Origin of the sequence: Acidovorax sp. Leaf78 (genome assembly GCF_001422735.1) — a bacterium.
Taxonomy (GTDB): domain Bacteria; phylum Pseudomonadota; class Gammaproteobacteria; order Burkholderiales; family Burkholderiaceae_C; genus Acidovorax.
In genome coordinates this window covers 33195-56902 of sequence record NZ_LMLZ01000005.1, presented here as the reverse complement: position 1 = coordinate 56902, position 23708 = coordinate 33195, and the positions used below count along the sequence as shown (strand labels likewise).

The 23708-nt window shown below is 65.3% G+C and carries 24 protein-coding genes; 13 read left to right on the top strand and 11 right to left on the bottom strand.

The window, feature by feature from the left end; translation table 11 throughout:
• Positions 1 to 9: 9 nt before the first annotated feature.
• The 6 genes from ASF16_RS05510 to ASF16_RS05485 form a co-directional block, all read right to left on the bottom strand.
• Positions 10 to 1173 (bottom strand): ABC transporter substrate-binding protein, encoded by a 1164-nt coding sequence (locus ASF16_RS05510; protein ID WP_056163958.1) that lies wholly within the window; start codon positions 1171 to 1173, stop codon positions 10 to 12.
• A 237-nt stretch (positions 1174 to 1410) separates the two neighbouring features.
• Positions 1411 to 3267, bottom strand: coding sequence for a long-chain fatty acid--CoA ligase (locus ASF16_RS05505; RefSeq protein WP_056163954.1), 1857 nt, complete (start codon positions 3265 to 3267; stop codon positions 1411 to 1413).
• 6 nt (positions 3268 to 3273) lie between these two features.
• Positions 3274 to 4095: an ABC transporter ATP-binding protein gene (locus ASF16_RS05500; RefSeq protein ID WP_056163951.1), complete on the bottom strand. Its 822-nt coding sequence runs from the start codon at positions 4093 to 4095 to the stop codon at positions 3274 to 3276.
• Positions 4092 to 4931 carry an ABC transporter ATP-binding protein gene (locus ASF16_RS05495; protein ID WP_056163950.1) on the bottom strand — a complete coding sequence of 280 codons (840 nt, stop codon included), beginning with the start codon at positions 4929 to 4931 and terminating at the stop codon, positions 4092 to 4094. Before ASF16_RS05495 ends, ASF16_RS05500 begins: the two co-directional genes overlap by 4 nt.
• Positions 4928 to 6004 carry a branched-chain amino acid ABC transporter permease gene (locus ASF16_RS05490; RefSeq protein WP_056163947.1) on the bottom strand — a complete coding sequence of 359 codons (1077 nt, stop codon included), beginning with the start codon at positions 6002 to 6004 and terminating at the stop codon, positions 4928 to 4930. The genes ASF16_RS05495 and ASF16_RS05490 overlap by 4 nt, the downstream gene beginning before the upstream one ends.
• 4 nt (positions 6005 to 6008) lie before the next feature.
• Positions 6009 to 6884: a branched-chain amino acid ABC transporter permease gene (locus ASF16_RS05485; RefSeq protein ID WP_056163944.1), complete on the bottom strand. Its 876-nt coding sequence runs from the start codon at positions 6882 to 6884 to the stop codon at positions 6009 to 6011.
• Between the two features lie 656 nt (positions 6885 to 7540).
• Here ASF16_RS05485 and ASF16_RS05480 point away from each other — a divergent pair.
• Positions 7541 to 8041, top strand: coding sequence for a thioesterase family protein (locus ASF16_RS05480; protein ID WP_056163941.1), 501 nt, complete (start codon positions 7541 to 7543; stop codon positions 8039 to 8041).
• 223 nt (positions 8042 to 8264) lie between these two features.
• Entirely contained in the window at positions 8265 to 8840 is a 576-nt protein-coding gene (locus ASF16_RS05475; protein WP_056163938.1) for a polymer-forming cytoskeletal protein, read from the top strand.
• A 275-nt stretch (positions 8841 to 9115) separates the two neighbouring features.
• Here the strand turns inward: ASF16_RS05475 and ASF16_RS05470 are convergent, their stop codons facing one another.
• Positions 9116 to 9559: an acyl-CoA thioesterase gene (locus ASF16_RS05470; RefSeq protein ID WP_056163935.1), complete on the bottom strand. Its 444-nt coding sequence runs from the start codon at positions 9557 to 9559 to the stop codon at positions 9116 to 9118.
• 45 nt (positions 9560 to 9604) lie between these two features.
• Between ASF16_RS05470 and ASF16_RS05465 the strand changes: the two genes are divergently transcribed.
• The 5 genes from ASF16_RS05465 (at position 9605) to ASF16_RS05445 (ending at position 13918) form a co-directional block, all read left to right on the top strand.
• Complete coding sequence (locus ASF16_RS05465) at positions 9605 to 11437, top strand: ABC transporter ATP-binding protein/permease (protein ID WP_056163932.1); 1833 nt, start codon at positions 9605 to 9607, stop codon at positions 11435 to 11437.
• Between the two features lie 189 nt (positions 11438 to 11626).
• On the top strand, positions 11627 to 12559 hold the full coding sequence (locus tag ASF16_RS05460) for a 2-hydroxyacid dehydrogenase (RefSeq protein WP_056163930.1): 933 nt from the start codon (positions 11627 to 11629) through the stop codon (positions 12557 to 12559).
• 147 nt (positions 12560 to 12706) lie between these two features.
• Positions 12707 to 12985, top strand: coding sequence for a DUF1778 domain-containing protein (locus ASF16_RS05455; RefSeq protein WP_056163928.1), 279 nt, complete (start codon positions 12707 to 12709; stop codon positions 12983 to 12985).
• Entirely contained in the window at positions 12982 to 13497 is a 516-nt protein-coding gene (locus ASF16_RS05450; RefSeq protein WP_056163925.1) for a GNAT family N-acetyltransferase, read from the top strand. Before ASF16_RS05455 ends, ASF16_RS05450 begins: the two co-directional genes overlap by 4 nt.
• A gap of 91 nt (positions 13498 to 13588) precedes the next feature.
• A complete protein-coding gene (locus ASF16_RS05445; protein ID WP_056164135.1) occupies positions 13589 to 13918 on the top strand; it encodes a nucleotide pyrophosphohydrolase in 330 nt (109 codons plus the stop codon).
• 68 nt (positions 13919 to 13986) lie between these two features.
• On the opposite strand, the gene ASF16_RS05440 is transcribed toward ASF16_RS05445, so the two are convergent.
• From ASF16_RS05440 to ASF16_RS05430, 3 genes are all read right to left on the bottom strand, one after another.
• Positions 13987 to 15021: a DctP family TRAP transporter solute-binding subunit gene (locus ASF16_RS05440; RefSeq protein WP_056163922.1), complete on the bottom strand. Its 1035-nt coding sequence runs from the start codon at positions 15019 to 15021 to the stop codon at positions 13987 to 13989.
• A gap of 75 nt (positions 15022 to 15096) precedes the next feature.
• A complete protein-coding gene (locus ASF16_RS05435) occupies positions 15097 to 16395 on the bottom strand; it encodes a TRAP transporter large permease (protein WP_056163919.1) in 1299 nt (432 codons plus the stop codon).
• A complete protein-coding gene (locus ASF16_RS05430) occupies positions 16392 to 16955 on the bottom strand; it encodes a TRAP transporter small permease (RefSeq protein WP_056163916.1) in 564 nt (187 codons plus the stop codon). Before ASF16_RS05430 ends, ASF16_RS05435 begins: the two co-directional genes overlap by 4 nt.
• Before the next feature lie 241 nt (positions 16956 to 17196).
• Here ASF16_RS05430 and ASF16_RS05425 point away from each other — a divergent pair, with 241 nt between their 5' ends.
• The 6 genes from ASF16_RS05425 (at position 17197) to ASF16_RS05400 (ending at position 22636) form a co-directional block, all read left to right on the top strand.
• Positions 17197 to 18129 carry a LysR family transcriptional regulator gene (locus tag ASF16_RS05425; protein ID WP_056163913.1) on the top strand — a complete coding sequence of 311 codons (933 nt, stop codon included), beginning with the start codon at positions 17197 to 17199 and terminating at the stop codon, positions 18127 to 18129.
• A gap of 173 nt (positions 18130 to 18302) precedes the next feature.
• Entirely contained in the window at positions 18303 to 19202 is a 900-nt protein-coding gene (locus ASF16_RS05420; protein WP_056163909.1) for an amino acid ABC transporter substrate-binding protein, read from the top strand.
• A 115-nt stretch (positions 19203 to 19317) separates the two neighbouring features.
• Positions 19318 to 20217: an amino acid ABC transporter substrate-binding protein gene (locus tag ASF16_RS05415; protein ID WP_056163905.1), complete on the top strand. Its 900-nt coding sequence runs from the start codon at positions 19318 to 19320 to the stop codon at positions 20215 to 20217.
• A 109-nt stretch (positions 20218 to 20326) separates the two neighbouring features.
• Positions 20327 to 21082 carry an amino acid ABC transporter permease gene (locus tag ASF16_RS05410; protein ID WP_056163901.1) on the top strand — a complete coding sequence of 252 codons (756 nt, stop codon included), beginning with the start codon at positions 20327 to 20329 and terminating at the stop codon, positions 21080 to 21082.
• Between the two features lies 1 nt (position 21083).
• The gene (locus ASF16_RS05405; RefSeq protein WP_056163898.1) at positions 21084 to 21749 is read left to right on the top strand and encodes an amino acid ABC transporter permease; all 666 of its coding nucleotides are present in this window, start codon (positions 21084 to 21086) and stop codon (positions 21747 to 21749) included.
• A 149-nt stretch (positions 21750 to 21898) separates the two neighbouring features.
• Entirely contained in the window at positions 21899 to 22636 is a 738-nt protein-coding gene (locus ASF16_RS05400; protein ID WP_056163897.1) for an amino acid ABC transporter ATP-binding protein, read from the top strand.
• 129 nt (positions 22637 to 22765) lie between these two features.
• On the opposite strand, the gene ASF16_RS05395 is transcribed toward ASF16_RS05400, so the two are convergent.
• Positions 22766 to 23686, bottom strand: coding sequence for a MurR/RpiR family transcriptional regulator (locus ASF16_RS05395; RefSeq protein ID WP_056163895.1), 921 nt, complete (start codon positions 23684 to 23686; stop codon positions 22766 to 22768).
• Positions 23687 to 23708: the final 22 nt, after the last annotated feature.

Sequence of the window (23708 nt, the reverse complement as noted above, 5' to 3'; positions counted from 1 at the left end):
GGGGCGCGGCTACTTCACGTAGTCCGACACCACCTTCCACTTGCCGTCGGTGATCTGCGACAGGCGCGACAGGTCGCTGCCCAGGCGCTTTTGCGGGCCGTAGGAAGCCTCGGCGCTGCCGAACATGTCGGGCGGGATCACCATGGTGTCCATGGCCTTGATGAAGCTGTCGGTGGTCAGGCCCGTGCCCGCCTTTTGCGCGGCCTTGATGAAGGCGTCCACCGCGCCGTAGCCATAGACCGAGAACACGGTGGGGTCTTCGTTGAACTTGGTCTTGTACTTGTTGGCCCAGAAGCGGATGGGCTGGCTGGCTTCGTCCAGGTAGGGGTGCTGCACCGTCATGGTGGCGTACAGCCCGTCCATGGGCTTGCCGCCCAGCTTGTGGATGAGGTCGGTGTAGGCGGCACTGGACCCGAGGAAGGTGGGGTTGAAGCCCGTCTTGCGCGACTCGCCGATAGTGCCGATGGTCTCGCGGATGATGGTGCCCAGGATCACGAAGTCGCAGCCCGAGGACTTCATCTTGGCGACCTGGGACGAGAAGTCGGTGGCGCCGCGCTTGTACGAGGTCTTCTCTGCGAATTCCATGCCGATGGACTTGAGCGCCGCCTCGCCGCCGCGCATCACCTCCAGGCCGAACTCATCGTCCTGGTAGATGGTGCAGACCTTCTTGGCGTCTTTCTCCTTGATGAGCTTGGGGGCGGCCAGGCGGATCTGGTCGTAGTAGGTGGCGGCGAACGAGTACTTGAGCTTGTGGAAGGGCTCGTACATTTCGCGCGCGGCCGTTACGGGGAAGAAGTTGATCACGTTCTTGCTGAACTGCACCGGCATGGCGGCGAGGTTCTGCGCGGTGCCGATGTGCGCGATCATCATGAAGATCTTGTCCTGGTTGACAAGCTTTTGCGCGGCCAGCACGGCTTTCTTGGGGTCGTAGCCCGAGTCCTCCACCTTGAGGTCGAGCTTGCGGCCGTTCACGCCGCCTTGCTCGTTGGCCTCGTCCACGCGCAGCATCATGCCCAGCCGCACCTGCTTGCCAAAGCCCGCCAGCGGGCCCGACAGATCCTGGATAGAGCCCAGCGTGATGGTGTCCTTGCTCACGCCCTGGGTGGCCTGTGCATGCGCGGCGCCTGCAGCCAGGGCCATGGCAGCCAGGGCTGCGATGGGATGAAGTTTCATGGCACGTCTCCTTCGGTTGGATCGAACACGATCGCTCGTTATAGAACGATGCCCGGGGTGGGGCACCAGCACTTTCCCTATCTGGGGCGGGCCTGGGTGGCGGTGCGCCCTGGCTTCGACAGGCTCAGCCCGAACGGTAGGGGGTGATTGCACGGCTTTGGGGTTCAATCCACAAACCCTCAATCCACCAACCCACCAACCCCCACCCGTTCAGCCTGAGCTTGTCGAAGGCCGCCCCTACCGGTACATCGCCTCGATCTGCGCCGCGTACTTCTGCTGCACCAGCTTGCGCTTGAGCTTCATGGTGGGCGTTAGTTCTTCGTCCTCGGCCGTGAGCTGGGTGTCGAGGAGGAAGAACTTCTTGATCTGCTCCACGCGGGCGAACTGCGTGTTCACGCGGTCGATTTCGGCCTGGATCAGGTCCTGCACCTCGCGCGCACGCGTCAGGCTGGCGTAGTTGGAGAACGGCACGTCGTTGTCCTGCGCAAACTTCTCCACGTTCTCCTGGTCGATCATGATGATCACGGTGAGGTAGGGCAGCTTGTCGCCGATGACCACTGCGTCCGTCACGTAGGGGCTGAACTTGAGCTCGTTCTCCAGCTCGCTCGGCGTGATGTTCTTGCCGCCGGCCGTGATGATGATGTCCTTCATGCGGTCTGTGATGCGCAGGTAGCCGTCGGCATCGATGGTGCCCACATCGCCCGTGTGCAGCCAGCCGTCGGCGTCGATGGTCTCGGCCGTCTTCTCGGGCAGGTTGAGATAACCTTTGAACACGTTGGGGCCGCGCACCAGGATCTCGCCGGTAGCGGGGTCGATGCGCACCTCGTTGTAGGCCGCCGCAGGGCCGATGGAGCCGGGCTTGATGCGGCTGGCGGGCACGCCGGTGGCCGCGCCGCAGGTCTCCGTCATGCCCCATACCTCCAGCATGGGCACGCCCAGGGCCAGGTACCACTTCACCAGTTCGGGCGAGATGGGCGCCGCCCCCGTGACCAGAAAACGCGCGCGGTGGATGCCGATGAGCTTGCGCACGTTGTTCAGCGCCAGCCAGCGCGCCAGCTGGAACTGCAGCTTCAGCAGCCCGCCGACGGGCTGGCCGGCCAGCACCAGGTCGGCGATCCGCGTGCCCACGCCGATGGACCACGCATACGCCGCCTGCTGCAGCGCGGTGGATTCCTTGAGCGCGATCATCACGCCCGAATAGAACTTCTCCCACACCCGCGGCACGGCGGTGAACACGGTGGGGGCGATCTCGCGCACGTTCTCGGGCACGGTGTCGGGGTTCTCGACGAAGTTCAGGCGCGAGCCGGTGTACAGCGAGAAGTACTCGCCCCCCATGCGCTCGGCAATGTGGCACAGCGGCAGAAAGCACATGGCCTCGTCCTGGTCGGTGCGCGAGATCAGCGTGTTGTAGCCGCGCACGGTGTAGACCAGCGCGGCGTGCGTGTGCATCGCGCCCTTGGGCTTGCCGGTGGTGCCCGATGTGTAGACGAGGATGGCCACGTCTTCGGGCTGGCAGGCCTGCACGCGGCGCATGAGCGCGTCGGGGTTCTGCTGGTTCCAGGCGCGGCCCAGGTCGCGCAGTGCCTGCAGGCTGATGACGCCAGGGTCCTGCAGCCCGCGCAGGCCTTCCATGTCGAACACGATGATCCTGCGCAGCAGCGGCAGGCCCGCGCGCACCTCCAGCGCCTTGTCGAGCTGCTCGTCGTTTTCCACGAACAGCACGGTGGTGGCGGAGTCTTCGCTCAGATAGTGCACCTGCGCCGCGGCGTCGGTGGGGTAGATGCCGTTGGACACGCCGCCGCAGCTGAGCACGGCCAGGTCGGCCAGCACCCATTCGATGTTGGTGTTCGACAGGATGGACGCACAGTCGCCGCGGGCAAAGCCCAGCGCCATGAGCCCGCCCGCGATCTCGCGCACGGCCTCGGCGGTCTGGTCCCAGGTCCAGCTCTTCCAGATGCCCAGCTCCTTTTGCCGCATCCACACGTTGGGGCCGCGCAATGCCACCGCGTTCCAGAACATGGCGGAGATGGTGCTGCCGGCCAGCACGTCGGTGCCGGCGGGCTGGATGTGATCAAGGTCCCAGAGATTCGACATGTGGACTTATCTCCAGGTTTTTTTCTTCTTCCACCGCCGCTCGCCGCGCACGCCTTCGTCCTTCATGCCCAGGTAGAACTCCTTGATGTCGTCCTTCTCGCGCAGGCGCTCGCAGCTGTCTTCCATCACGATGCGGCCGTTCTCCAGCACGTAGCCGTAGTCCGAGGCGTTGAGCGCCATGTTCGCGTTCTGCTCCACCAGCAAGATGGTGGTGCCGCGCTCGCGGTTGATGCGCACCACGATCTCGAAGATTTCCTTGGTGAGCTTGGGCGACAGGCCCAGGCTGGGCTCGTCGAGCAGGATGAGCTCGGGGTTGGCCATCAGCGCGCGCGAGATGGCCAGCATCTGCTGCTGCCCGCCCGACAGCAGGCCCGCGTCCTGCGCGGCACGCTCCTTGAGGATGGGGAAGTAGCCGTACACCGTTTCGATGTCGCGCGCGACGGCATCGGTGTCGCTGCGGGTGTACGCGCCCATGAGCAGGTTGTCGCGCACCGACAGCAGTGCAAACACCTCACGCCCCTCGGGCACGTGCATGAGGCCCCGGCGCACGATGGCCGCGGGGTCGCGCGCCGTGATGTCCTGGCCCTGGAATTCGATGGTGCCTTTGCGCGGGTCGATGATGCCGCTGATGGTCTTCAAGATGGTGGTCTTGCCCGCGCCGTTGCTGCCCAGCACGGCCGCGATCTCGCCGCGCCGCACCTGCAGGCTCACGCCCCGGATGGCCTTGATGGGGCCGTAGGCACTCTCGACGTTCTGCAATTTCAGCAGGGGTTGGGGGTCGGCCACGGCCGCGGTGCCAGCGTTGTCGACGGCGAGAACGGCGCTCATGCCCGCACCTCCTGGCTGGAGCCTGCGGGGCGGCGCAGGTTGCTCACGTCGTCGATGGTGCCGAGGTACGCCTCGATGACGCCGGGGTGCGACTGCACCTCGCGCGGCGTGCCCATGGCCACCACTTCGCCCTGGTTCATGGCCAGCACGCGGTCGGACACCTTGGAGACCAGCGACATGTCGTGCTCCACCATCAGCACGGTGATACCCAGCTCGTGCTGGATGTCCTGGATCCAGAAAGCCATGTCGTCGGTCTCCTCCACGTTCAGGCCCGACGAGGGCTCGTCGAGCAGCAGCAGCTGGGGCTCGGTGCACAGCGCGCGCGCCAGCTCCACCACCTTGCGCACGCCGTACGGCAGGCCGGCCACCAGCGTGTCGCGGTAGTGCTGCAGGTCGAGAAAGTCGATGACCTGCTCCGCCTTCTCGCGGGCACGCACCTCGGCGTCGCGCACCTTGCGGGTGAAGAACATCTCTGCCCACAGGCCGGTCTCGCGGCGCGTGTGGCGGCCGATCAGCAGGTTGTGCAGCACGCTCGCATGCTCGAACAGCTCGATGTTCTGGAAGGTGCGGGCGATGCCCAGGCCCGCCACCTTGTGAGGCGGCTGGTCAGTCAAAGGCAGCATGGCGCCGCCCGGGCCCGCGTACGCGATGGTGCCGGTGGTGGGCGTGTAGATGCGGCTGATGAGGTTGAACACCGTGGTCTTGCCCGCACCGTTGGGGCCGATGAGGGTGAACACCTCGCCCCGGCGCACGTCGAAGCTCACTTTGTTGACCGCCAGCACGCCGCCAAAGCGCACGCTGAGGTTCTGGGCGGTGAGCAGGATGTCGTCGTTCATTTCAGCCTGTCTGATTTTTGGAAGGACTTCTGCCGCTTGAACATCCCCCTGCGGTAGAACGGGAACATCTGCAGCCAGGTGCGCACCTTGAGCCAGCGGCCGTACAGGCCCATGGGCTCGAACAGCACGAACGCGATCAGCACCGCGCCATAAACCACGGCCTGGAGCCCCGGCGCCTGGCCGATGGCGGCGGGCAGCCAGTCCTTGCTGAGCGAAATCATCTGGGGCATGGTGATGAGGAAGATGGCCCCGAGGAACGCGCCATGCACCGACCCGAGCCCACCGATCACGATCATCAGCAGCAGGTCGATGGACTGCAGGATGTTGAACTGGTCGGGCGAGATGAACTGCAGCTTGTGCGCATAGAGCGCACCGCCGATGCCGGCGAGGGCCGCCGAGATGGAAAACGACAGCGTCTTGTACCGCGCCAAGTGGATGCCCATGCTCTGCGCCGATATTTCCGAATCGCGGATCGCAACGAAGGCCCGGCCCGTGGAGGACCGCAGCAGGTTCAGGATGGCCAGCGTGCTGACCACGGCAATCACCAGGCACAAGAAGTAAAACGATTCGGTGGATTCGAACTTGAACCCCCAGATTTCGGGTGGCACCAGGTGCTTGCCGGAGTTGCCACCGGTCACCGATTCCCACCGCGCGAACACCTCTTCGACGATGAACCCGAACGACAGCGTGGCCATGCCCAGGTAGATGCCCTTGACGCGCAGCGCGGGCAGGCCCACCACCACGCCCACGGCGGCCGACAGCCCCGCCGCGCAGGCCAGCGACAGCGCGAACGGCCAGCCCATGCCCGTAAGCACCGCCTGCGTGTACGCCCCCACGCCGAGGAAGGCCGCATGCCCCAGCGAGAACAGCCCCGTGAAGCCGGCCAGCAGCATGAGCCCCAGGCCGACGATGGCGTAGATCAGCACGAAGGTGAGCTGCGCCAGCCAGTACTCGGGCGCCACCCAGGGGGCTGCGACCAGCGCCACGGCCAGCAGGCTGTACCAGAAGATATGCCCGCCATGCTTGGCCAGGCGCAGGTCTTGTTCGTACGAGGTCTTGAAAAGAAAGCGCATGGGGTCAGACTTTCTTTCTCAATTTTTCGCCGAACAGGCCATTGGGTTTGACCATCAACATGATCAGCACCACGATGTACGCCGCCGTGTCCTTGAAGCCGTCGGGCAGGTAGAAGCCCGAGAGCGATTCGACGATACCGATGACCAGCCCGCCCACGATGGCGCCTGGCAGGCTGCCGAAGCCACCGACCACGGCCGCCGGAAAGGCCTTGAGGCCGATCATCCCCATGTTGGCGTGCACGAACGTGATGGGCGCCAGCAGCAGCCCCGCCACCGCGGCCACGGCGGCGGCCAGGCCCCACGCCAGACCATTGAGCCGCTGCACGGGGATGCCCATGTAGTAGGCCGCCAGCTGGTTCTGCGACGAGGCCTGCATCGCAATGCCCAGCTTGCTGTAGCGGAACATCGCGAACAGCAGCAGGCACAGCACGGCGGTGGCGCCGATCACCACCAGTTGTTCGGCGTTGAGCACCAGCGCCCCCACCCGCAGCGACATGTCCTTGTAGGGCACGGGCAGCGTGTGGGTCTCGGTGCCGATGTTGGGGATCATCGTCACCAGGCCGCGCAGCACATAGCCGATGCCGATGGTGAGCATGACGATGGAGAACGCGGGCTGGCCGAGGATGGGGCGGATGACGGCGCGCTCGAGCACGGTGCCGAAAAGGCCCATGGCCAGGATGCTCGCGATCACCGCCACCCAGAACGGAAAGCCCAGCACCGTCATGAGCGCCAGTCCGCAGAACGCGCCCAGCATCATGAGTTCGCCCTGCGCGAAGCTCACGGTTTCGGTGGCCTTGTAGATCAGCACGAAGCCCAGCGCGATCAGCCCGTAGATGCACCCCTGGGAGACACCACTGATCAACAGTTGCACGAATTGCACACGGGCTCTCCCGAAGAGGACTGACGCAGATCGAACGGGGGCAACGCGCAGGGCCTTGGACATGCGGTGTGTCCGTCCTGGTCTGCGTGGGCCTTGGCAGATATTTATACAAAGCGATTGCTTTGCATAAATAATGGTGCACGTGCTGCGGGCGCACCGCACTCGGGGCTAACCCTGATGGCGCGTCCAGTGGCGTGGATTGCAGGAGGCCGCGGCGCATATTGACGCAGCCCGGGGCACGGCGCAATAAGGGTTGCGGCCTAGGCCGGGCTCGGGTTGCCGGGGAGGGCATCGATGGCGGTATCGAGCGTGTCTGCGGTATTGATCGCGTCGGTGCGCGCTGCAGAAGCCCTGGAGAGGCTTGGGTGGCTTGGTGGCGCACCCGTGTGGGCCTCTGGATCGCTCGCACGCTCATGGAGCGCCGTGTCGCGTGGGTGACATGAAGCGGCGTCGCTCAGGTGCGCGCAACTTTGCGATCCGTCGTGCTCGATCGCTGCACGGCAGGGGCGGGCATACCGCCGAGAGTTTTTCTTAAGGAAAAATAGTCGCTACCGCTTGATCAACAAGCGCTGCAAGCTATAAAAATAGTAGCATCTACGGTGCAGGCCTTTTCACGAAGCGCTGGCGCCACCGCACAGGAACCGAACAGGAACCGCATGAGCAAAACCACCCACACCACGCCCTCTGCCTCCGAGCCGCGGGCGTTCGAGCCTGAGTTCATCACCGGGCTCAAGGCCATCTTCGAAGAGAAGATCGTGTTCAACCAGGTGCTGGGCCTGAAGGTCACGAGCCTCAGGCCCGACGGCGTGACCGGCCGCATCGACATGAAGCCCGAGCTGGTGGGGCACTACGCGTACAACCGCATCCACGGCGGCGTGATCAGTGCGGGCCTGGACGCGATGGGCGGCCTGGCAGTAATGGCCGCCATCGGTGCCAAGCACATGGACGAGCCGCCGGAGCAGCGCCTGCACCGCTTCGGCAAGCTGGGCACCATCGACCTGCGCATCGACTATTTGCGCCCGGGCATCGGCAGCCACTTCGAGCTGCGCGCCAACGTGCTGCGCCTGGGCTCGCGCGTTGCCAGCACCCGCATGGAGTTCCTGGGGCCGGACGGCGAGATCATGTCGGCGGGTGCGGCTGCGTACATCGTGTCGTAGCGGGCTGCGGGCTCGCCAGCAGGGGCAGGGCGCGTTCGGGCGGCCTGGTTCGCGCCCTGCAATGTCCCAAGTTAGCTTGGCGCAGCGCTGACCTCTGAATGTGTGATCCCGCAAGCCTTGCAAGTGCATGCAACGAGAGAACCGTTTGGTTACCGTTCTTGCGTAACGAAGGCATCTTTCCCTACACACGGTCCCTACGATGACTTCTTTTCAAGGAGATCTGATGGCCGTGCAAAACCCCTTCTTTGGCAAGCGTGAACCCGAATCGTTCCAACCCCGCCACAGCGCCACCACTTCCACACCGACCCCTTCCACCTCCGCCGGCCTGACGGGTACGGCGGCGACCAGCGGGCTCAATGCGCAGGCTCTGTCGGGCTCTGCTGCCAAGTCGCCCACCGATACCACGGGCAGCAAGCTCACGGTGGGCCCCAACATCAAGCTCAAGGGTGTGGAGATCACCGATTGCGACACCCTCGTGGTCGAGGGCACGGTGGAAGCCACCATGGATTCGCGCGTGATCCAGATCTCGGAGAACGGCGCCTTCCGCGGCTCGGCCGAAATCGACATCGCCGAGATCCATGGCGAGTTCAACGGCACGCTCACCGTGCGCCAGAAGCTCGTGATCTACAGCACGGGCAAGGTCAACGGCAAGATCCGCTACGGCAAGCTCGTGGTGGAGGAGGGCGGCCAGCTCGCAGGCGAGATCGAAGCGGGCTTTGCCAATGGCGCATCGTCGTCTGGTGTGCAGCGCACGGCATCTGCCCCACTGCGGGCCGAACCCACCGCCATGGCGGCCTGATCGCCGCGCCGCCTTGGCGGCGGTCCACTCCGCAAGGCATCCACCCACCCGGGCACCCGCGATGGCCCAGCCGCCTGGCTGGCGTTCGTCGCAACGGGTGCCTGTTCACGTCTGCGCCCCGTGCCCTGGGGGCTATGTATTGCGTGCCCAGGTTTGTGCCTGCAGCGACTGCTGTGGCAATCGCGCCTTGAGCGCGGGCCAATCGCGGGCCAATCGCGGGCCAATCGCGGGCCAATCGCGGGCCAATGCTTGGGGCCTTGTGCAGGCCCCAGCGTTTACTCGTCTGCTGCGGCAGCGGGCGCAGGCTGCGTGAGCTTGGACACGGCCCGTGGGCGACCTTGCTCGTCGATGGCCACATAGGTCAGGCGGGCCTCGGTCACCTTCACGTACCGGCCTTGTTCGGCAAAACGCTCGGCGTACACCTCCACCTCGACCGTGATCGAGGTGTTGCCCACGCGCGTGATGGCCGAGCAGAACGACAGGATGTCGCCCACCCGCACGGGCTGCTTGAAGATGAATTCGTTGACCGCCACGGTGGCCATGCGGCCTTGAACGTAGCGCGCGGGCAGCACGGAGCCTGCCAGATCCACCTGCGCCATCACCCAGCCGCCGAAGATGTCGCCGTTGGCGTTGCAGTCCGCGGGCATGGGGATGACCTTGAGCACCAGCTCCTTGTCTGTGGGCAATGCGGCGGGTGGTGGGCTGAAGATGGCAGACATGGGCAAAATCCCGGGTAGATAAAAAAACAACCGGAATTGTCCCCCATGCGCCGCACCGGCGAATCCACCTCCCCCCTCCCCACGCCCCCGGGCGCCGCCGCTGCGGCCTCCACGCAGTCCGACTGGTCCACGCTCTCCCGCCTGTTCCCCTACCTGTGGCAGTACAAGTGGCGCGTGCTCGCGGCCCTGCTGTTCATGGTGGGGGCCAAGGTGGCCAACGTCAGCGTGCCGCTGTTGCTCAAGAACCTGGTCGATGCGATGAGCATCAAGCCCGGCGACCCCACCGCGGTGCTGGTGGTGCCGGTGGGCCTGCTGGTGGCCTACGGGCTGCTGCGCCTGTCCACCTCGCTGTTCACCGAGCTGCGCGAACTGGTGTTCTCGCGCGCCACGCAGGGCGCCACGCGCAGCATTGCGCTGGCCACGTTCGAGCACCTGCATGCGCTGAGCCTGCGCTTTCACCTGGAGCGGCAGACCGGTGGCATGACGCGCGACATCGAGCGCGGCGTGAAGGGCATCGAGTCGCTGATCTCGTACTCGCTCTACAGCATCGTGCCCACGCTGATCGAGGTAGTGTTGGTGCTGACCATCCTGGCCGTGAAGTTCGACGCCTGGTTCGCGTGGATCACGCTGTGCGCGCTGGGCCTGTACATCCTGTTCACCGTGACGGTGACCGAGTGGCGCACCAAGTACCGGCGCGAGGCCAACGAGCTCGATTCGGCCGCACACACCAAGGCGGTGGATTCGCTGCTGAACTACGAGACGGTCAAGTACTTCAACAACGAGGGCTTCGAGGCGCGGCGCTACGACGAGAGCCTGGACCGCTACCGCCGATCGCGCATCAAGGCGCAGTTCACGCTGTCGCTGCTCAACACCGGCCAGCAGCTCATCATCGCGGTGGGCCTGGTGGCCATGCTGTGGCGTGCCACGCAGGGCGTGGCGGCGGGCACCATGACGCTGGGCGATCTGGTCATGGTCAACGCCTACATGATCCAGCTGTACATCCCGCTCAACTTCCTGGGCGTGATCTACCGCGAGATCAAGCAGAACCTGACCGACCTGGACAAGATGTTCACCTTGCTCGACCGCGAGCGCGAGGTGGCCGATGCCCCCGGCGCGCAGCCCCTGGCAGGGCTGGACCAGCCCACGGTGCGCTTCGAGGACGTGCACTTCGCCTACGACCCCCAGGGCGGCCGCACCATCCTGCACGGCGTGAGTTTCGAAATCCCGGCCGGCAAGACGGTGGCGGTGGTGGGGCCGTCGGGCTCGGGCAAGAGCACGCTGGCGCGGCTGCTGTTCCGCTTCTATGACATCCAGCAGGGCCGCATCACCATCGCCGGCCAGGAGATCCGCGGCGTGACACAGGCCAGCGTGCGCCAGGCCATCGGCATCGTGCCGCAGGACACCGTGCTCTTCAACGACACCGTGGCCTACAACATCGCCTATGGCCGTCCGGGCTCCACGCAGGACGAGGTGGAGGCCGCGGCCCGCTCGGCGCGCATCCACGAATTCATCGCCAGTGCGCCCAAGGGCTACGGCACCATGGTGGGCGAGCGCGGGCTCAAGCTGTCGGGTGGCGAAAAGCAGCGCGTGGCCATCGCGCGCACGCTGCTCAAGAACCCACCCATCCTCATCTTCGACGAGGCCACCTCGGCGCTGGACTCGGCCAACGAGCGCGCCATCCAGGCCGAGCTGCAGAGCGTGGCGCAGAACAAGACCACGCTGGTGATCGCGCACCGCCTGTCCACCGTGGTGGACGCGCACGAGATCCTGGTCATGGAGTCGGGCCGCATCATCGAGCGCGGCACGCATGCGCAACTGCTGGCGCAGCGCGGGCGGTATTCGAGCATGTGGGCACTGCAGAATGAGAGCTCCCCCTGAAGCGCTTCGCGCTATCCCCCTGAGGGGGACGCCACCGGTGGCCCGGCAGAGCCGGTTCCACGGTGGCGCTGGTGGGGCCGCGCTCGTGGCATGCGTTGGTGGGGTGACTGACCGTTGCATGCTTCTGTGGCGTCCCTTGTTTTGCTCCGTCGTTTTCTGTTCCTCGTTCATCCTGTTCCATCCGCTCCCATGAAACCTGTCCTGCTTGCCCTCATGTTCCTGTCCGAAGAACACCGCGCCCAGATGGCGCAGTCGTTTGAGGTGATCTATGCGCCCGACGCGGCGCAGGCTGCGGTGGCGATGGCCGAGCATGGCGCGCGCATCACGGTGGTGCTAACCATCGGCGCCACGGGCCTTTCGGCAGCGCAGATCGATGCGCTGCCCCAGGTGTCGCTGATTTGCGCGCTGGGCGCCGGCTACGAGAACATCGCGGTGGCGCATGCCAAGGCGCGTGGCATCGTGGTGGCCAACGGTGCGGGCACCAATGACGACTGCGTGGCCGACCATGCGTTCGGGCTGCTGATCGCCTCCGTGCGCGGCATTCCCAAGCTGGACGCCCTCACGCGCGAGGGCGTGTGGCGCACGGCGCTGCCGCTGCCGCCCAACGTGTCGCACAAGCGGCTGGGCATCATCGGCCTGGGCACCATCGGCAAGAAGATCGCGCAGCGCGCGCTGGGCTTCGAGATGGAGGTGGGTTATCACAACCGCAGTGCGCGCAGCGATGTGGCCTACCGTTACTTCGCCGACGTGGCCGCGCTGGCCGAATGGGCGGACTTTCTGATCGTGGCCACGCCCGGCGGCGCGGGCACGCGGCACCTGATCAATGCGGCTGTGCTGGAGGCTCTGGGCCCGCGCGGCCATGTGGTCAACATCGCGCGCGGCAGCGTCATCGACACCGCCGCGCTGGCCCAGGCCCTGCGCGACGGCACCATCGCAGGCGCGGGCCTGGATGTGTACGAGAGCGAGCCTGCGCCGCCGGCCGAACTGACCGGCCTGGACACCGTGGTGCTCACCCCCCACGTCGCCGGCTGGTCGCCCGAGGCGGTGCAGGCGTCGGTGGACCGCTTCCTGGAGAACGCGCGCCGGCACCGGGCGGGCGAGGCGCCGGTGTCGCCGATCTGAGTCAAGGCCAGGTGAATATCTGGCCGTGATTTACTACGCACCTGGGCAACAAGTGCCAGCGGCTAGTGAATTGGCTTGGCGGTAACAGGGTTGTAGACGTGGTGTTGCTCTGTAGTGCTATTTGCGCTACATCGCTACAATGTGCGCATGACTGCCCTCACCGTTCATCCCCTGTCGTTGCGCCTCGCCACCGGCGACCTGGCCATCATCGACCGTGCCGCGGCACTGCGCGGCCGGTCGCGCACCGAGTTCATGCGCGATGCCGCCGTGCGGGCTGCGGAAGAAGCGTTGCTCGAAGCACTGCCCATCCGCATGAGTCCTGAGGGCTTCGAGGCCTTCCTGTCCGTGCTCGCCGAGCCCGGTACGCCAGTGCCGGAGATGGTTCAAACCCTGCAGCGCACCGCGCCCTGGGAACGCACTCCGTGAAGATCGAAGGGCCGCAGGCCCTGACGGCCCAGCACGAGGTGTCGTCGTTCTCGTGCGGCCACCCCGCGCTCGACCGCTGGCTGCACACCCGCGCACTGTCCAACCAGCAAAAGGGCTTCACGGCCGTGGTCGTCGTGCATGTGCAGGGCCGCGTGGTGGGTTTCTACGGCCTGTCGCCCACGGCGGTGCTGCCCGTGCAACTGCCGCGCTCCGTCCGCACCGGCCAGCCGCCCGATCCGGTGCCCTGCCTGCTATTGGGGCAACTGGCCACCGACAGCCGCTGGGCCGGGCAGGGCGTGGGTACAGGCTTGGTCAAGCATGCCTTGCAGCGCAGCGTGGCAGCGGCCCAGCTCATCGGTGGCCGTGCTCTGGTTGTTCACGCTGTGGATGAGGGTGCCGCCGCATTCTGGACGCGGCGGGGGTTCATCGCTTCACGCGACGACCCGCTGGTGCTATTTCGGTCCATGGCGGACATCGCGGCATCGGTGGCGGCTGCGGATGGTGCTGCATGAGGGCGAGCAATCAGCAGCAGATGCAGATGCAGATGCAGCCAGCCTTGATGGCGATGAAAAGTCAGCCAATGAGCTGGAAGAGAGAAGCACCATGGACCTGAAAGCCCTGCAAACCCGGTTGCGAGAGTTCGCTGCCGAGCGCAACTGGCAGCCGTTCCACACACCCAAGAACCTGTCGATGGCGCTGATGGTGGAGGCGGCCGAGCTGGCCGAGATCTTCCAGTGGATGACGCCCGAGCAGTCCCTGGCCGCGCGCGACGACCCGGCGCTTACGGAGCCCATCGCCGATGAGGTGGCCGATGTGCTGCTGTACCTGCTGCAGATCGCCGACCATGCGGGCGTGGACCTGCACGCTGCGGTGGAGCGCAAGCTGGCGAAGAACGCGGTGAAACACCCTCCACCCAAAGCCCCCAACCTGTGACACACGAAAAAAGAGCTGCTACCGCTTGATAGACAAGCGCCAGCAGCTCCTTTTTTGATAGCGTCAGCTTACTTGCGCGCCGCAATCGCCTTCTCGGCAGCCGTCACCAGGTCGGCGCCGATCTGGCCCTTCCACTTGTCGTACACGGGGCGGGTGACCTTCACGAACGCGGCGCGCTCGGCGGGGGAGAGTTGCGTCACGGTCACTCCGTTGGCGGCGATGTCCTTGAGCAGGGGCTTGTCGGCCTCGACCATGCCCTTGCGTGCGATGGCGATCTCTTCCTTGCCGGCGTCGATGGCGGCCTGCTTGACGATTTCGCGGTCGGCAGGGGTCCAGGAGGCCCAGATGTCCTTGTTGACCACGAAGATCAGCGGGTCGTTCACGTAGCCCCACATCGTCACGTGCTTTTGCGCCACGGTGTGCAGCTTGGCTGCCATGTAGACGGCGATGGGGTTCTCCTGGCCGTCCACGGCGCCGCTGGCGAAGGCGGGCTGTGCGTCGGCCCAGCTCATTTGCGTGGGGTTGGCGCCCAGCGCGGTGAAGGTGTCCAGGAACAGGGGCGAGCCCACCACGCGGATCTTCAGGCCCTTGAGGTCCTCGGGCGTCTTGATGGCCTTCTTGGAGTTGGAGATTTCGCGGTAGCCGTTCTCGCCCCAGGCGAGCGGCACCACGCCGGCCTTGTCCAGCGTCGCGAAGATCTGCTTGCCCACGTCGCCCTGCGTCACCGCGTCCACCGCGGCGTAGTCGGGGAACAGGAAGGGCAGCGAGAACAGGTTCAGTTGCTTGACCTGGGGCGACCAGTTGATGGTGGAGCCCACGGCCATGTCGATCACGCCCTGGCGCAGTGCGGAGAATTCGCGCGTCTGGTCGCCCTGGATCAGCGAGACGCCGGGGTACAGCTTGATGTTGATGCGGCCGCTGGTGCGCTCGCGGACCTTGTTGGCCCACAGTTCGCCGCCCTTGCCCCAGGGGAAGGCGGTGCCCAGCACCAGCGACATGCGGTACTCGCTCTTGTAGGCGGTCTGTGCGATGGCGGCAGGGGCCGTGAAGGCCAGGGCCGCTGCGGCGGCCACGGCCGAGGTCAGGAAGGTGCGCAGTTTCATGGTGTCAGTCTCCTTGTAGAAATCGATGGGTCAATGCGTCAGTCAGTCAATGCAATGCGTCGGTACGGCGGTCAGTCAGTAGCCCAGCTTGGCGGGCAGCCACAGCGCCAGCTGCGGGAAGGCGATCACCAGCACCATCACGAGGAACATGGCGAGCAGCATCCAGCCCACCCAGCGCACGGTCGACTCCATGCGCACGCCCGCGATGCGGCACGAGACCATGAGGTTCACCGCCAGCGGCGGGGTGAACTGGCCCAGGGCCACCTTCAGGGTCAGGATCACGCCGAACCAGACCGGGTCCCACTTGTAGAACTGCATGATGGGCAAGAGCAGCGGCACGAAGATCAAGAAGATCGAAATGCCGTCGAGGAACATGCCCACGGTGATCAGCAGCACGATGAGCAGCGCCAGCACGCCGTACTCGCCCAGGCCCGAGTTCACGATGGCGTTGGCCACCGGGTCGATCACGCCCAGCGTGGACAGCGAATACGCAAAGATGCCCGCCAGCGACACCACGATGAGGATCACCGCCGACAGCTCGCCCGATTCGCGCAGGATGGGGAACAGGTCGCGCACCTTGATCGTGCGGTGGATCACCATGCCCACGAACAGGCCGTAGAACACGGCCACCACGGCGGCCTCGGTGGGGGTGAACCAGCCGGCGCGCATGCCGCCCAGGATCAGCACCGGTGCGGCCAGGCCCCAGGTGGCCTCGCGCAGGCTCTTCCAGAACGGGGGGCGGGGCATGGTGGCTTCCAGCGCGCCCATCTTGTGCTTGCGGGCCATCCACACGGCCGGCACGATGAGTGCGATACCGGCCAGGATGCCGGGGATCATGCCGGCTGCGAACAGCGCCGGTACCGAGGCGCCCGGCACCAGCACCGAGTAGATGATGAACGCGACCGAGGGCGGGATCAGGATGTCGGTGGCGGCCGCGGCCCCCACCACGCTGGCCGAGAACGAGGGCGGGTAGCCCGCGCGCGACATGGCGGCGATCATCACGCCCCCCACCGCGGCGGCGTTGGCCGGGCCCGAGCCCGAAATGCCGCCCAGGAACATCGCCACCGCAATGGCCACCAGCGGCAGCATGCCCGGGCCGCGCCCGACTATTGATACGGCGAAGTTCACAAGGCGCAGGGCCACGCCCGAGCGGTCGAAGATGGAGCCGACCAGCACGAACATCGGGATGGCCAGCAGCGGGTACTTGCCCAGGCCTGCGTAGAAGTTCTGCGGCACGGCCAGCAAGCCGAACCACTGGCTGTCGGCATTGGCGAGGGCGATGGCGGCGGCACCTGCCAGGCCCAGGGCGGCGCCAATCGGCACGCCCACGAACATCAGGCCCAGGAAGGCCACGAACAGAAGCGTGGCGATCATGGCTGGGCGTCCTGTGCGGCGGCGTCGGAACGGCGCGCTTCACGGTTGCGGCGCACCAGCAGGCCCACTGCGCGGGCCGCGATCAGCGTGGAGAGCACCGGCAGCCAGATGGAATACCACCACTGCGGCACGCCGATGCCGGGCGAGGTCTCGCCAAAGCGGTAGTCGTCCCACACCACGCGCACGCTTAGCACCGCGATCAGCCCGAACAGCACGGCCACGCAGATGGCGCCCAACTGCGCGAGACGTTTGCTGCGCAGGGCCGAGCCGCCTTCGGCAAAGTATTCGATGCGGATGTGCTGGTCGCGCGCCACGGCGGCCGAGCCGGCCACCAGGGCCAGCACGATCATCAGAAAGACCGAGATTTCTTCCGTCCACGCAAAGGACGAATTGGTGAAGTAGCGCACCAGCACGTTGGCAAAGGTGATGAGCGCAAGCGACGCCATCACGATGACGGTGAGCCAGTCTTCCAGCCGCAGGGAGCGCGGCTCGGACTCAGGGCTCGCGGCAGCCGGTGCCGCGTCGGAGGCCTTGGCCCCCGGAGGAAAAGAGGAGGACATTGGAGCGGGGGAGCAGGGATGGAGGAGACAAACAAACACATGCTGGTCGATTGCTCTGCCCGGCAGTGTTGTGCACCAGGGGCTGGGGGCATGCCCCGAGGGCAAAAAAGCGCGGTTGGCGCCGCTGGCTATTATGCGATGTGTTGCTAAGTGTGCACACCAATGGTGCAGGCGGTATCCACTGTGTAAACCCTCATATCCCCGCACTGCGCTGGCGGGGCCCCGCGCCGATAATGGGACGATGGAAACCAAGTGGCTCGAAGATTTCGTCAGTCTTGCGGAAACGCGCAGCTTCAGCCGCTCCGCCCAGCTCCGACATGTAACGCAGCCCGCCTTTTCGCGGCGCATCCAGGCGCTGGAGGCCTGGGCAGGCACCGATCTGGTGGACCGCAGTTCCTACCCCACCCGCCTGACGCCGGCCGGCAAGACCCTGTACGACCAGGCGCTGGAAATGCTGCAGGCCCTGCAGAACACCCGGGCCATGCTGCGGGCGCACACCAGTGCCGGCAAGGACATGATCGAGTTCGCGGTGCCGCACACGCTGGCGTTCACGTTCTTCCCCGCCTGGGTATCGAGCCTGGCCGACAAGTTCGGCCCGTTCAAGAGCCGGCTCATCGCGCTGAACGTGCACGACGCCGTCATGCGCCTGGTGGAGGGTGGCTGCGACCTGCTGATCGCCTACCACCACCCGTCGCAGCCGTTTCAGCTCGATGCCGACCGCTACGAGATGGTCAGCCTGGGCCAGGAGGTGATCTCCCCCTACAGCAAGGCCGATGCCGATGGCCAGCCGCTGCACCGCCTGCCGGGCCGCTCGGGCCAGCCGCTGCCGTACCTGGGCTACGCGCCCGGTGCCTACCTGGGGCGGGTGACGGAGCTCATCCTCAAGGAGTCCGGCACCCCCATCCACCTGGACCGCGTGTACGAGACCGACATGGCCGAGGGGCTCAAGGCCATGGCGCTCGAAGGCCACGGCGTGGCCTTCCTGCCGCACAGTGCGGTGAAGAAGGAACTGCGCGCCCGGCGCCTCGTGAGTGCGGCCCCGCCGGACACCGATGGCCTGCAGATGACCATGGACGTGCGGGCCTACCGCGAGAAACCGGGCGGCAAAGAGGCGCCCAAGAGCACCGCCCAGGCGCTGTGGACCTACCTGCAGGCACAGGCAGGGTCATGCTAAGGGTAACTACGGATATAAACACTTTGCATAGTTGCGCCCGCAAACGGCATTGGAATTTCATGGTAACGACACGTACAGTTCGCGCCATCGCTGGGTTGGACACTGCAGACCGTGTCAAGCGCTAGATGGCACGAAGATTGCAGATCCAGTTCATTCACTCAACAGGGCATCGCATGAAAGTACAGCAATGGGGATTCGCCGCAGGCCTTGCAGGTCTGTGCTGCGCCCTGGCCATGCCCGCGCAGGCCGCCACCGTCCTGGAACGGATCAGCGCCGGCGGCAAGCTGGTGATTGCCCACCGCGATTCGTCCGTACCGTTCTCGTACGTGGACTCCCAGTCGGGCAAGCCCGTGGGCTATGCGGTGGACCTGTGTCTGCGCCTGGCCGACGTGGTGCGCAAGAAGACGGGCAAGAAGGACATGGAAGTCGAGTTCGTGGCCGTCACGTCCGCCAACCGCATTTCCATCATCGAGCAGGGCAAGGCGGACATGGAGTGCGGCTCCACCACCAACAACGCCGAGCGGCGCCAGAAAGTGGCGTTCACCATTCCCCACTTCATCACCGGCGCGCGCTTGCTGGTCAAGGCCGCAAGCCCCATCGACCGGGTCGAAGACCTCAATGGCAAGAAGCTGGTGTCCACCAAGGGCACCACGCCGCTCAAGGCGGCCGACCAGGCCAACCGGGAGCGCCTGATGGGCATCACCATCGTGGAGGCCCCCGACCACGCCAAGGCGGTGGACATGGTCGAAAAGGGCGAGGCCGATGCCTTCGTGATGGACGACGTGCTGCTGTACGGCCTGGCTGCCGGCCGCCCGGACCCCAAGGCGCTCAAGGTGGTGGGCCGGTTCATGACCACCGAGCCCCTGGCCATCATGCTGCCCAAGAACGACCCCGAGTTCAAAAAACTGGTGGATGAGGAAATGCGCCGCATGATCACCAGCCGCGACATCTACCCCGTTTATGACAAGTGGTTCAACAAGCCGATCCCCCCGACCGGCACGGTGCTGAACCTTCCCGTCAGCTATTTGCTGCGGGACTTCTGGAAATACCCTACTGACCAGGTTCCGTTCTGACTAACAATCCTGGTTGAGTACCCTTTCCGGAATGCTCTGCCTGCCGGCCACCCCGGCCTGTGCGGAGCCCTAAAATTCCCCTCTGTCCTTTCGCTTCACATACAAGGAGATTCTCATGAAGAAGCATTTGCTCGCGGTTGCTGTGACCGCCCTCGCTGCAGGTAGCGCGTTTGCGCAGGCCACAGATACCCTGGCCAAGATCAAGGGCTCGGGCAGCGTGACGCTCGGCGTGCGGGAGTCTTCGGGTCTTTCCTACACCCTGGGCAACGGCAAGTACGTCGGCTTTCACACTGAAATGGGTGAAATCGTCCTGCACGACGTTCAAAAGCAACTGGGCCTGCCCAAGCTGGACATCAAGTACCAGCCCGTGACCTCGCAAAACCGCATCCCCCTGGTGACCAATGGCACCGTGGACCTGGAGTGCGGCTCCACCACCAACAACGCGGCCCGCCAGAAGGACGTGGCGTTCGCCGTGACCACCTACGTGGAAGAAGTGCGCACCGTGGTGAAGGCCAACTCTGGCATCGCCTCGATCAAGGACCTGGCAGGCAAGACCGTGGCCACCACCACCGGCACCACTTCGGTGCAGACCCTGCGCAAGCATGAGCGCGCTGGCGGCATCGACTTCAAGGAAGTGTTCGGCAAGGACCACGCTGACAGCTTCCTGATGCTGGAAACCGGCCGTGCCGACGCCTTCGTGATGGACGGCTCGATCCTGGCTGCCAACATCTCCAAGTCCAAGAACCCTGCCGACTACAAGATCGTTGGCGAAGTGCTGTCGGTGGAACCCATCGCCTGCATGCTGCGCAAGGACGACGCCGCCTTCAAGAAGGCTGTGGACGACTCCATCAAGCGCCAGATCGCCGACGGCTCTCTGGCCAAGCTGTACGACAAGTGGTTCATGCAACCCGTGCCACCGACCAACACCAAGATCGGCCTGCCGATGTCGGACGCTACCAAGGCTGCCTGGGCATCGCCTAACGACAAGCCCATGGAAGACTACGCCAAGAAGTAATCTTCGCTGAGCTTGTGCCCCTTCGGCCAACCGGTTCGAGGGGGCTTTTTTGTTGGGCTGCGCCTGCGGGTCAGCCCGACGCCTTTCCAAGAATTAAAGGGGTGCTCCTATGAGTTGGGATTGGCAGGTGTTCTGCCAGGACACCATGGACAGGGAAGTCGTGCAAAGCTGCTTTGGCAAAGGCGGCGACATCACGTACCTGGACTGGATGCTGTCGGCCTGGGGCTGGACGGTGTCTGTTTCGTTGCTGGCCCTGGTGCTGGCGCTTGTGTTGGGCTCTTTCATCGGCACGCTGCGCACCTTGCAGGACCGGCCGATGATCGTTCGGCTGGGCAATGCCTGGGTCGAGCTGTTTCGCAATATTCCTCTGCTGGTCCAGATCTTCCTCTGGTACCACGTCTTGCCGAGCCTGTTCCCGGTGCTCCGAGGCGTTCCCGGCTTTGCACTCGTGGTGCTGGCCCTGGGCTTCTTCACCTCGGCGCGTATCGCCGAGCAAGTGCGTTCGGGCATCCAGACACTGCCGCGCGGCCAGCGCTATGCGGGTATGGCGGTGGGATTCACCACCTTCCAGACCTACCGCTATGTGCTGCTGCCCATGGCGTTTCGCATCATCATTCCACCGCTCACCAGCGAGACGATGAACATCTTCAAGAACTCGTCGGTGGCTTTCGCCGTGTCGGTGGCCGAACTCACGATGTTCGCCATGCAGGCGCAGGAAGAAACCTCGCGCGGCATCGAGGTGTACCTGGCTGTGACGGCGCTCTACGTCATGTCGGCATTTGCGATCAACCGGATCATGGCGTTCATCGAAAAACGCGTGCGAATCCCCGGCATGGTCGTAGCCAGCGGCGGCGGGGGACATTGATATGAATCTCGATTTCTCCTTCTACAACTGGGACCTGATCTCCAACTTCGTGCTCAAGGGGCTGTATTTCAGCCTGTTGCTCACGGCCGTCGCCACCCTGGGCGGCGTGTTCTTCGGCACCCTGCTCGCGCTGATGCGCCTGTCGGGCAAGAAGTGGCTGGACGTGCCCGCCACCATCTACGTCAACGGCATGCGCTCCATTCCGCTGGTGATGGTGATCCTGTGGTTCTTCCTCTTGGTGCCAGCCATCATCGGACGGCCCATCGGCGCCGAGGTGTCGGCCATCATCACCTTCATCGCCTTCGAGGCGGCGTACTTCAGCGAGATCATGCGGGCGGGCATCCAGTCCATCCCGCGTGGCCAGGTGCACGCAGGCCAGGCGCTGGGCATGACGTATGGCCAGAACATGAAGCTGGTGGTGCTGCCGCAGGCGTTCCGCAACATGCTGCCGGTGCTGCTCACGCAGACCATCATCCTGTTCCAGGACACGTCGCTGGTCTATGCCATCGGTGCGTACGACATGCTCAAGGGCTTTGAAGTGGCGGGCAAGAACTTCGGCCGTCCCATCGAGGCGTACCTGGCTGCAGCTGTTCTGTACTTCGTGATGTGCTATGCGCTGTCGTGGGCAGTGAAGCGCCTGCACCAGAAGATCGCCATTATTCGGTAGCCCCCTGAGTCGCCTTCGGCGCCTTCCCCGGCGGGGGACGACGCCAGTGGCCTGGCAAAGCCAGTTCCACGGCGTCCTCGCATGAGGCCCGCATCGGTTCATGCGTGGCGCCCTGAACAAGTGACAAGAGAAGGATTGAGGAAAAAGAAATGATCGAACTCAAGAACGTATCCAAGTGGTATGGCCCCGTGCAGGTGCTCAACGAATGCTCGGCCACCATCAACAAGGGTGAAGTGGTGGTGGTGTGCGGCCCTTCGGGCTCGGGCAAGTCCACGCTGATCAAGACCATCAACGCGCTGGAGCCCTTCCAGAAGGGCGAGATCACCGTGGACGGGATCCGTCTGCACGACCCCAAGACCGACCTGCCCAAGCTGCGCAGCCGCGTGGGCATGGTGTTCCAGCATTTCGAGCTGTTCCCCCACCTGTCGGTGACGGAGAACCTGACGATCGCGCAGATCAAGGTGCTGGGCCGCAGCGCGGACGACGCCAAAAAGCGTGGCCTGAAGATGCTTGAACGCGTGGGCCTGATGGCACACAAGGACAAGTTTCCGGGCCAGCTGTCGGGCGGCCAGCAGCAGCGCGTGGCCATTGCCCGTGCGCTGTCGATGGACCCCATCGTGATGCTGTTCGACGAACCCACGTCCGCGCTCGACCCCGAAATGGTCGGCGAAGTGCTGGACGTGATGGTGGGCCTGGCCAACGAAGGCATGACCATGATGTGCGTGACCCACGAGATGGGCTTCGCCCGCAAGGTGAGCAACCGCGTGATCTTCATGGACGTGGGCGGCAAGATCCTGGAGGACTGCTCCAAGGACGACTTCTTCAACAACCCGGACGCCCGCCAGCCCCGCACGAAGGACTTCCTCAACAAGATCCTGGCGCACTGACCGGTGCGCCCGCATTGCATCGCAGCCCTTCGGGTGCGATGCGGTGGATTCCACAAAGGCGCCTGCGGGCGCCTTTGTTTTTGGCACTGCACACCAAAAGCCTGACGGCAGCGGGCGCGCCCTTTCCCGCTACTTGCGTGACGTTCTGCGCACCGACTGCTCGGCCACGATGAGCTGCTGGTCCTCCACATCCTTCCACAGCGTGTCCCTGCGCTTGAGCGCCTCGGACACCTGGGCATGCCGAAGCTGAGCGACGGCCGAGACCAGGGCATTGCAGACGAAGAACGCGGCGGTGTATGAATCGAACGGCGATGCGTTGGACGTGCGCACCTGCACGAGGTGCCGCGCCAGCGCCGCCAGCGGGGCGGCCGGGCTGTCGGTGATGGCCAGCACCTGCGCGCCCGCGTCGCGAAAGCGCTGGGCCACCTTCACCGGCCCGCTGGCGTAGCGGCGGATGCTGAAGACGAGCAGCGTGTCCTCGGGCTGCACCCACAGCAGCTGGTCGGTGGCCGCCACCGCACCGGCACCCAGTTCGTGCACGCCAGGGCGGCACATGTTCAGGTGCAGCGCCAGCCACGCAGCCACGGGGGCGCTGTTGATCTGTGCCAGCACGAAGATCCGCCCCTCGGTCTCGGCAATGCGCCGGGCCATGGCTTCGAAAGCCGCCATGTCCAGGCTGTCGCGGGTGGCGGTGATGTTGTGCTGGTCGTGAAGCAAAGCATCGTCCACGCACTGCGGCAGGCTGCGCTCGGTGCCGATGGTCACCGGGGCGCGCTGGCCGGCTGTCTGCAGCAGGGCGGTGACTTCGCCGCGCGCCTCGCGCTGGGCCTCGGCATAGCTGGCGTAGCCCAGCTTGGCGAACAGCCGCACCACGGTCGACGCGCTGGTGCCATTGCGCGCGGCCAGGGCCGTGGCAGATTCGAGCAGCGCGTGCGGGTAGTCGCGCCCCAGGGCCTCGGCCAGGGCGCGTTCGCTGGCGGTCAGCTCCGCGCTCTGGCGCGCCAGGCGCTCGGTCAGCAAGCCTGTGGATGTTTGCAATGATGATTTCATTGATGTCTCTTTTGTGAAAAAC

What these genes read in the sequence shown, in the direction of transcription:
- ASF16_RS05405 (WP_056163898.1), top strand. Translation starts at nt 21,084, where the DNA reads ATGAATCTCGATTTCTCCTTCTACAACTGGGACCTGATCTCCAACTTC.
- ASF16_RS05400 (WP_056163897.1), top strand. Translation starts at nt 21,899, where the DNA reads ATGATCGAACTCAAGAACGTATCCAAGTGGTATGGCCCCGTGCAGGTG.
- ASF16_RS05475 (WP_056163938.1), top strand. Translation starts at nt 8,265, where the DNA reads ATGGCCGTGCAAAACCCCTTCTTTGGCAAGCGTGAACCCGAATCGTTC.
- ASF16_RS05435 (WP_056163919.1), bottom strand. Translation starts at nt 16,395, where the DNA reads ATGATCGCCACGCTTCTGTTCGTGGCCTTCCTGGGCCTGATGTTCGTG.
- ASF16_RS05460 (WP_056163930.1), top strand. Translation starts at nt 11,627, where the DNA reads ATGAAACCTGTCCTGCTTGCCCTCATGTTCCTGTCCGAAGAACACCGC.
- ASF16_RS05395 (WP_056163895.1), bottom strand. Translation starts at nt 23,686, where the DNA reads ATGAAATCATCATTGCAAACATCCACAGGCTTGCTGACCGAGCGCCTG.
- ASF16_RS05480 (WP_056163941.1), top strand. Translation starts at nt 7,541, where the DNA reads ATGAGCAAAACCACCCACACCACGCCCTCTGCCTCCGAGCCGCGGGCG.
- ASF16_RS05430 (WP_056163916.1), bottom strand. Translation starts at nt 16,955, where the DNA reads ATGTCCTCCTCTTTTCCTCCGGGGGCCAAGGCCTCCGACGCGGCACCG.
- ASF16_RS05465 (WP_056163932.1), top strand. Translation starts at nt 9,605, where the DNA reads ATGCGCCGCACCGGCGAATCCACCTCCCCCCTCCCCACGCCCCCGGGC.
- ASF16_RS05420 (WP_056163909.1), top strand. Translation starts at nt 18,303, where the DNA reads ATGAAAGTACAGCAATGGGGATTCGCCGCAGGCCTTGCAGGTCTGTGC.
- ASF16_RS05510 (WP_056163958.1), bottom strand. Translation starts at nt 1,173, where the DNA reads ATGAAACTTCATCCCATCGCAGCCCTGGCTGCCATGGCCCTGGCTGCA.
- ASF16_RS05425 (WP_056163913.1), top strand. Translation starts at nt 17,197, where the DNA reads ATGGAAACCAAGTGGCTCGAAGATTTCGTCAGTCTTGCGGAAACGCGC.
- ASF16_RS05410 (WP_056163901.1), top strand. Translation starts at nt 20,327, where the DNA reads ATGAGTTGGGATTGGCAGGTGTTCTGCCAGGACACCATGGACAGGGAA.
- ASF16_RS05495 (WP_056163950.1), bottom strand. Translation starts at nt 4,931, where the DNA reads ATGAACGACGACATCCTGCTCACCGCCCAGAACCTCAGCGTGCGCTTT.
- ASF16_RS05415 (WP_056163905.1), top strand. Translation starts at nt 19,318, where the DNA reads ATGAAGAAGCATTTGCTCGCGGTTGCTGTGACCGCCCTCGCTGCAGGT.
- ASF16_RS05505 (WP_056163954.1), bottom strand. Translation starts at nt 3,267, where the DNA reads ATGTCGAATCTCTGGGACCTTGATCACATCCAGCCCGCCGGCACCGAC.
- ASF16_RS05490 (WP_056163947.1), bottom strand. Translation starts at nt 6,004, where the DNA reads ATGCGCTTTCTTTTCAAGACCTCGTACGAACAAGACCTGCGCCTGGCC.
- ASF16_RS05500 (WP_056163951.1), bottom strand. Translation starts at nt 4,095, where the DNA reads ATGAGCGCCGTTCTCGCCGTCGACAACGCTGGCACCGCGGCCGTGGCC.
- ASF16_RS05470 (WP_056163935.1), bottom strand. Translation starts at nt 9,559, where the DNA reads ATGTCTGCCATCTTCAGCCCACCACCCGCCGCATTGCCCACAGACAAG.
- ASF16_RS05445 (WP_056164135.1), top strand. Translation starts at nt 13,589, where the DNA reads ATGGACCTGAAAGCCCTGCAAACCCGGTTGCGAGAGTTCGCTGCCGAG.
- ASF16_RS05455 (WP_056163928.1), top strand. Translation starts at nt 12,707, where the DNA reads ATGACTGCCCTCACCGTTCATCCCCTGTCGTTGCGCCTCGCCACCGGC.
- ASF16_RS05440 (WP_056163922.1), bottom strand. Translation starts at nt 15,021, where the DNA reads ATGAAACTGCGCACCTTCCTGACCTCGGCCGTGGCCGCCGCAGCGGCC.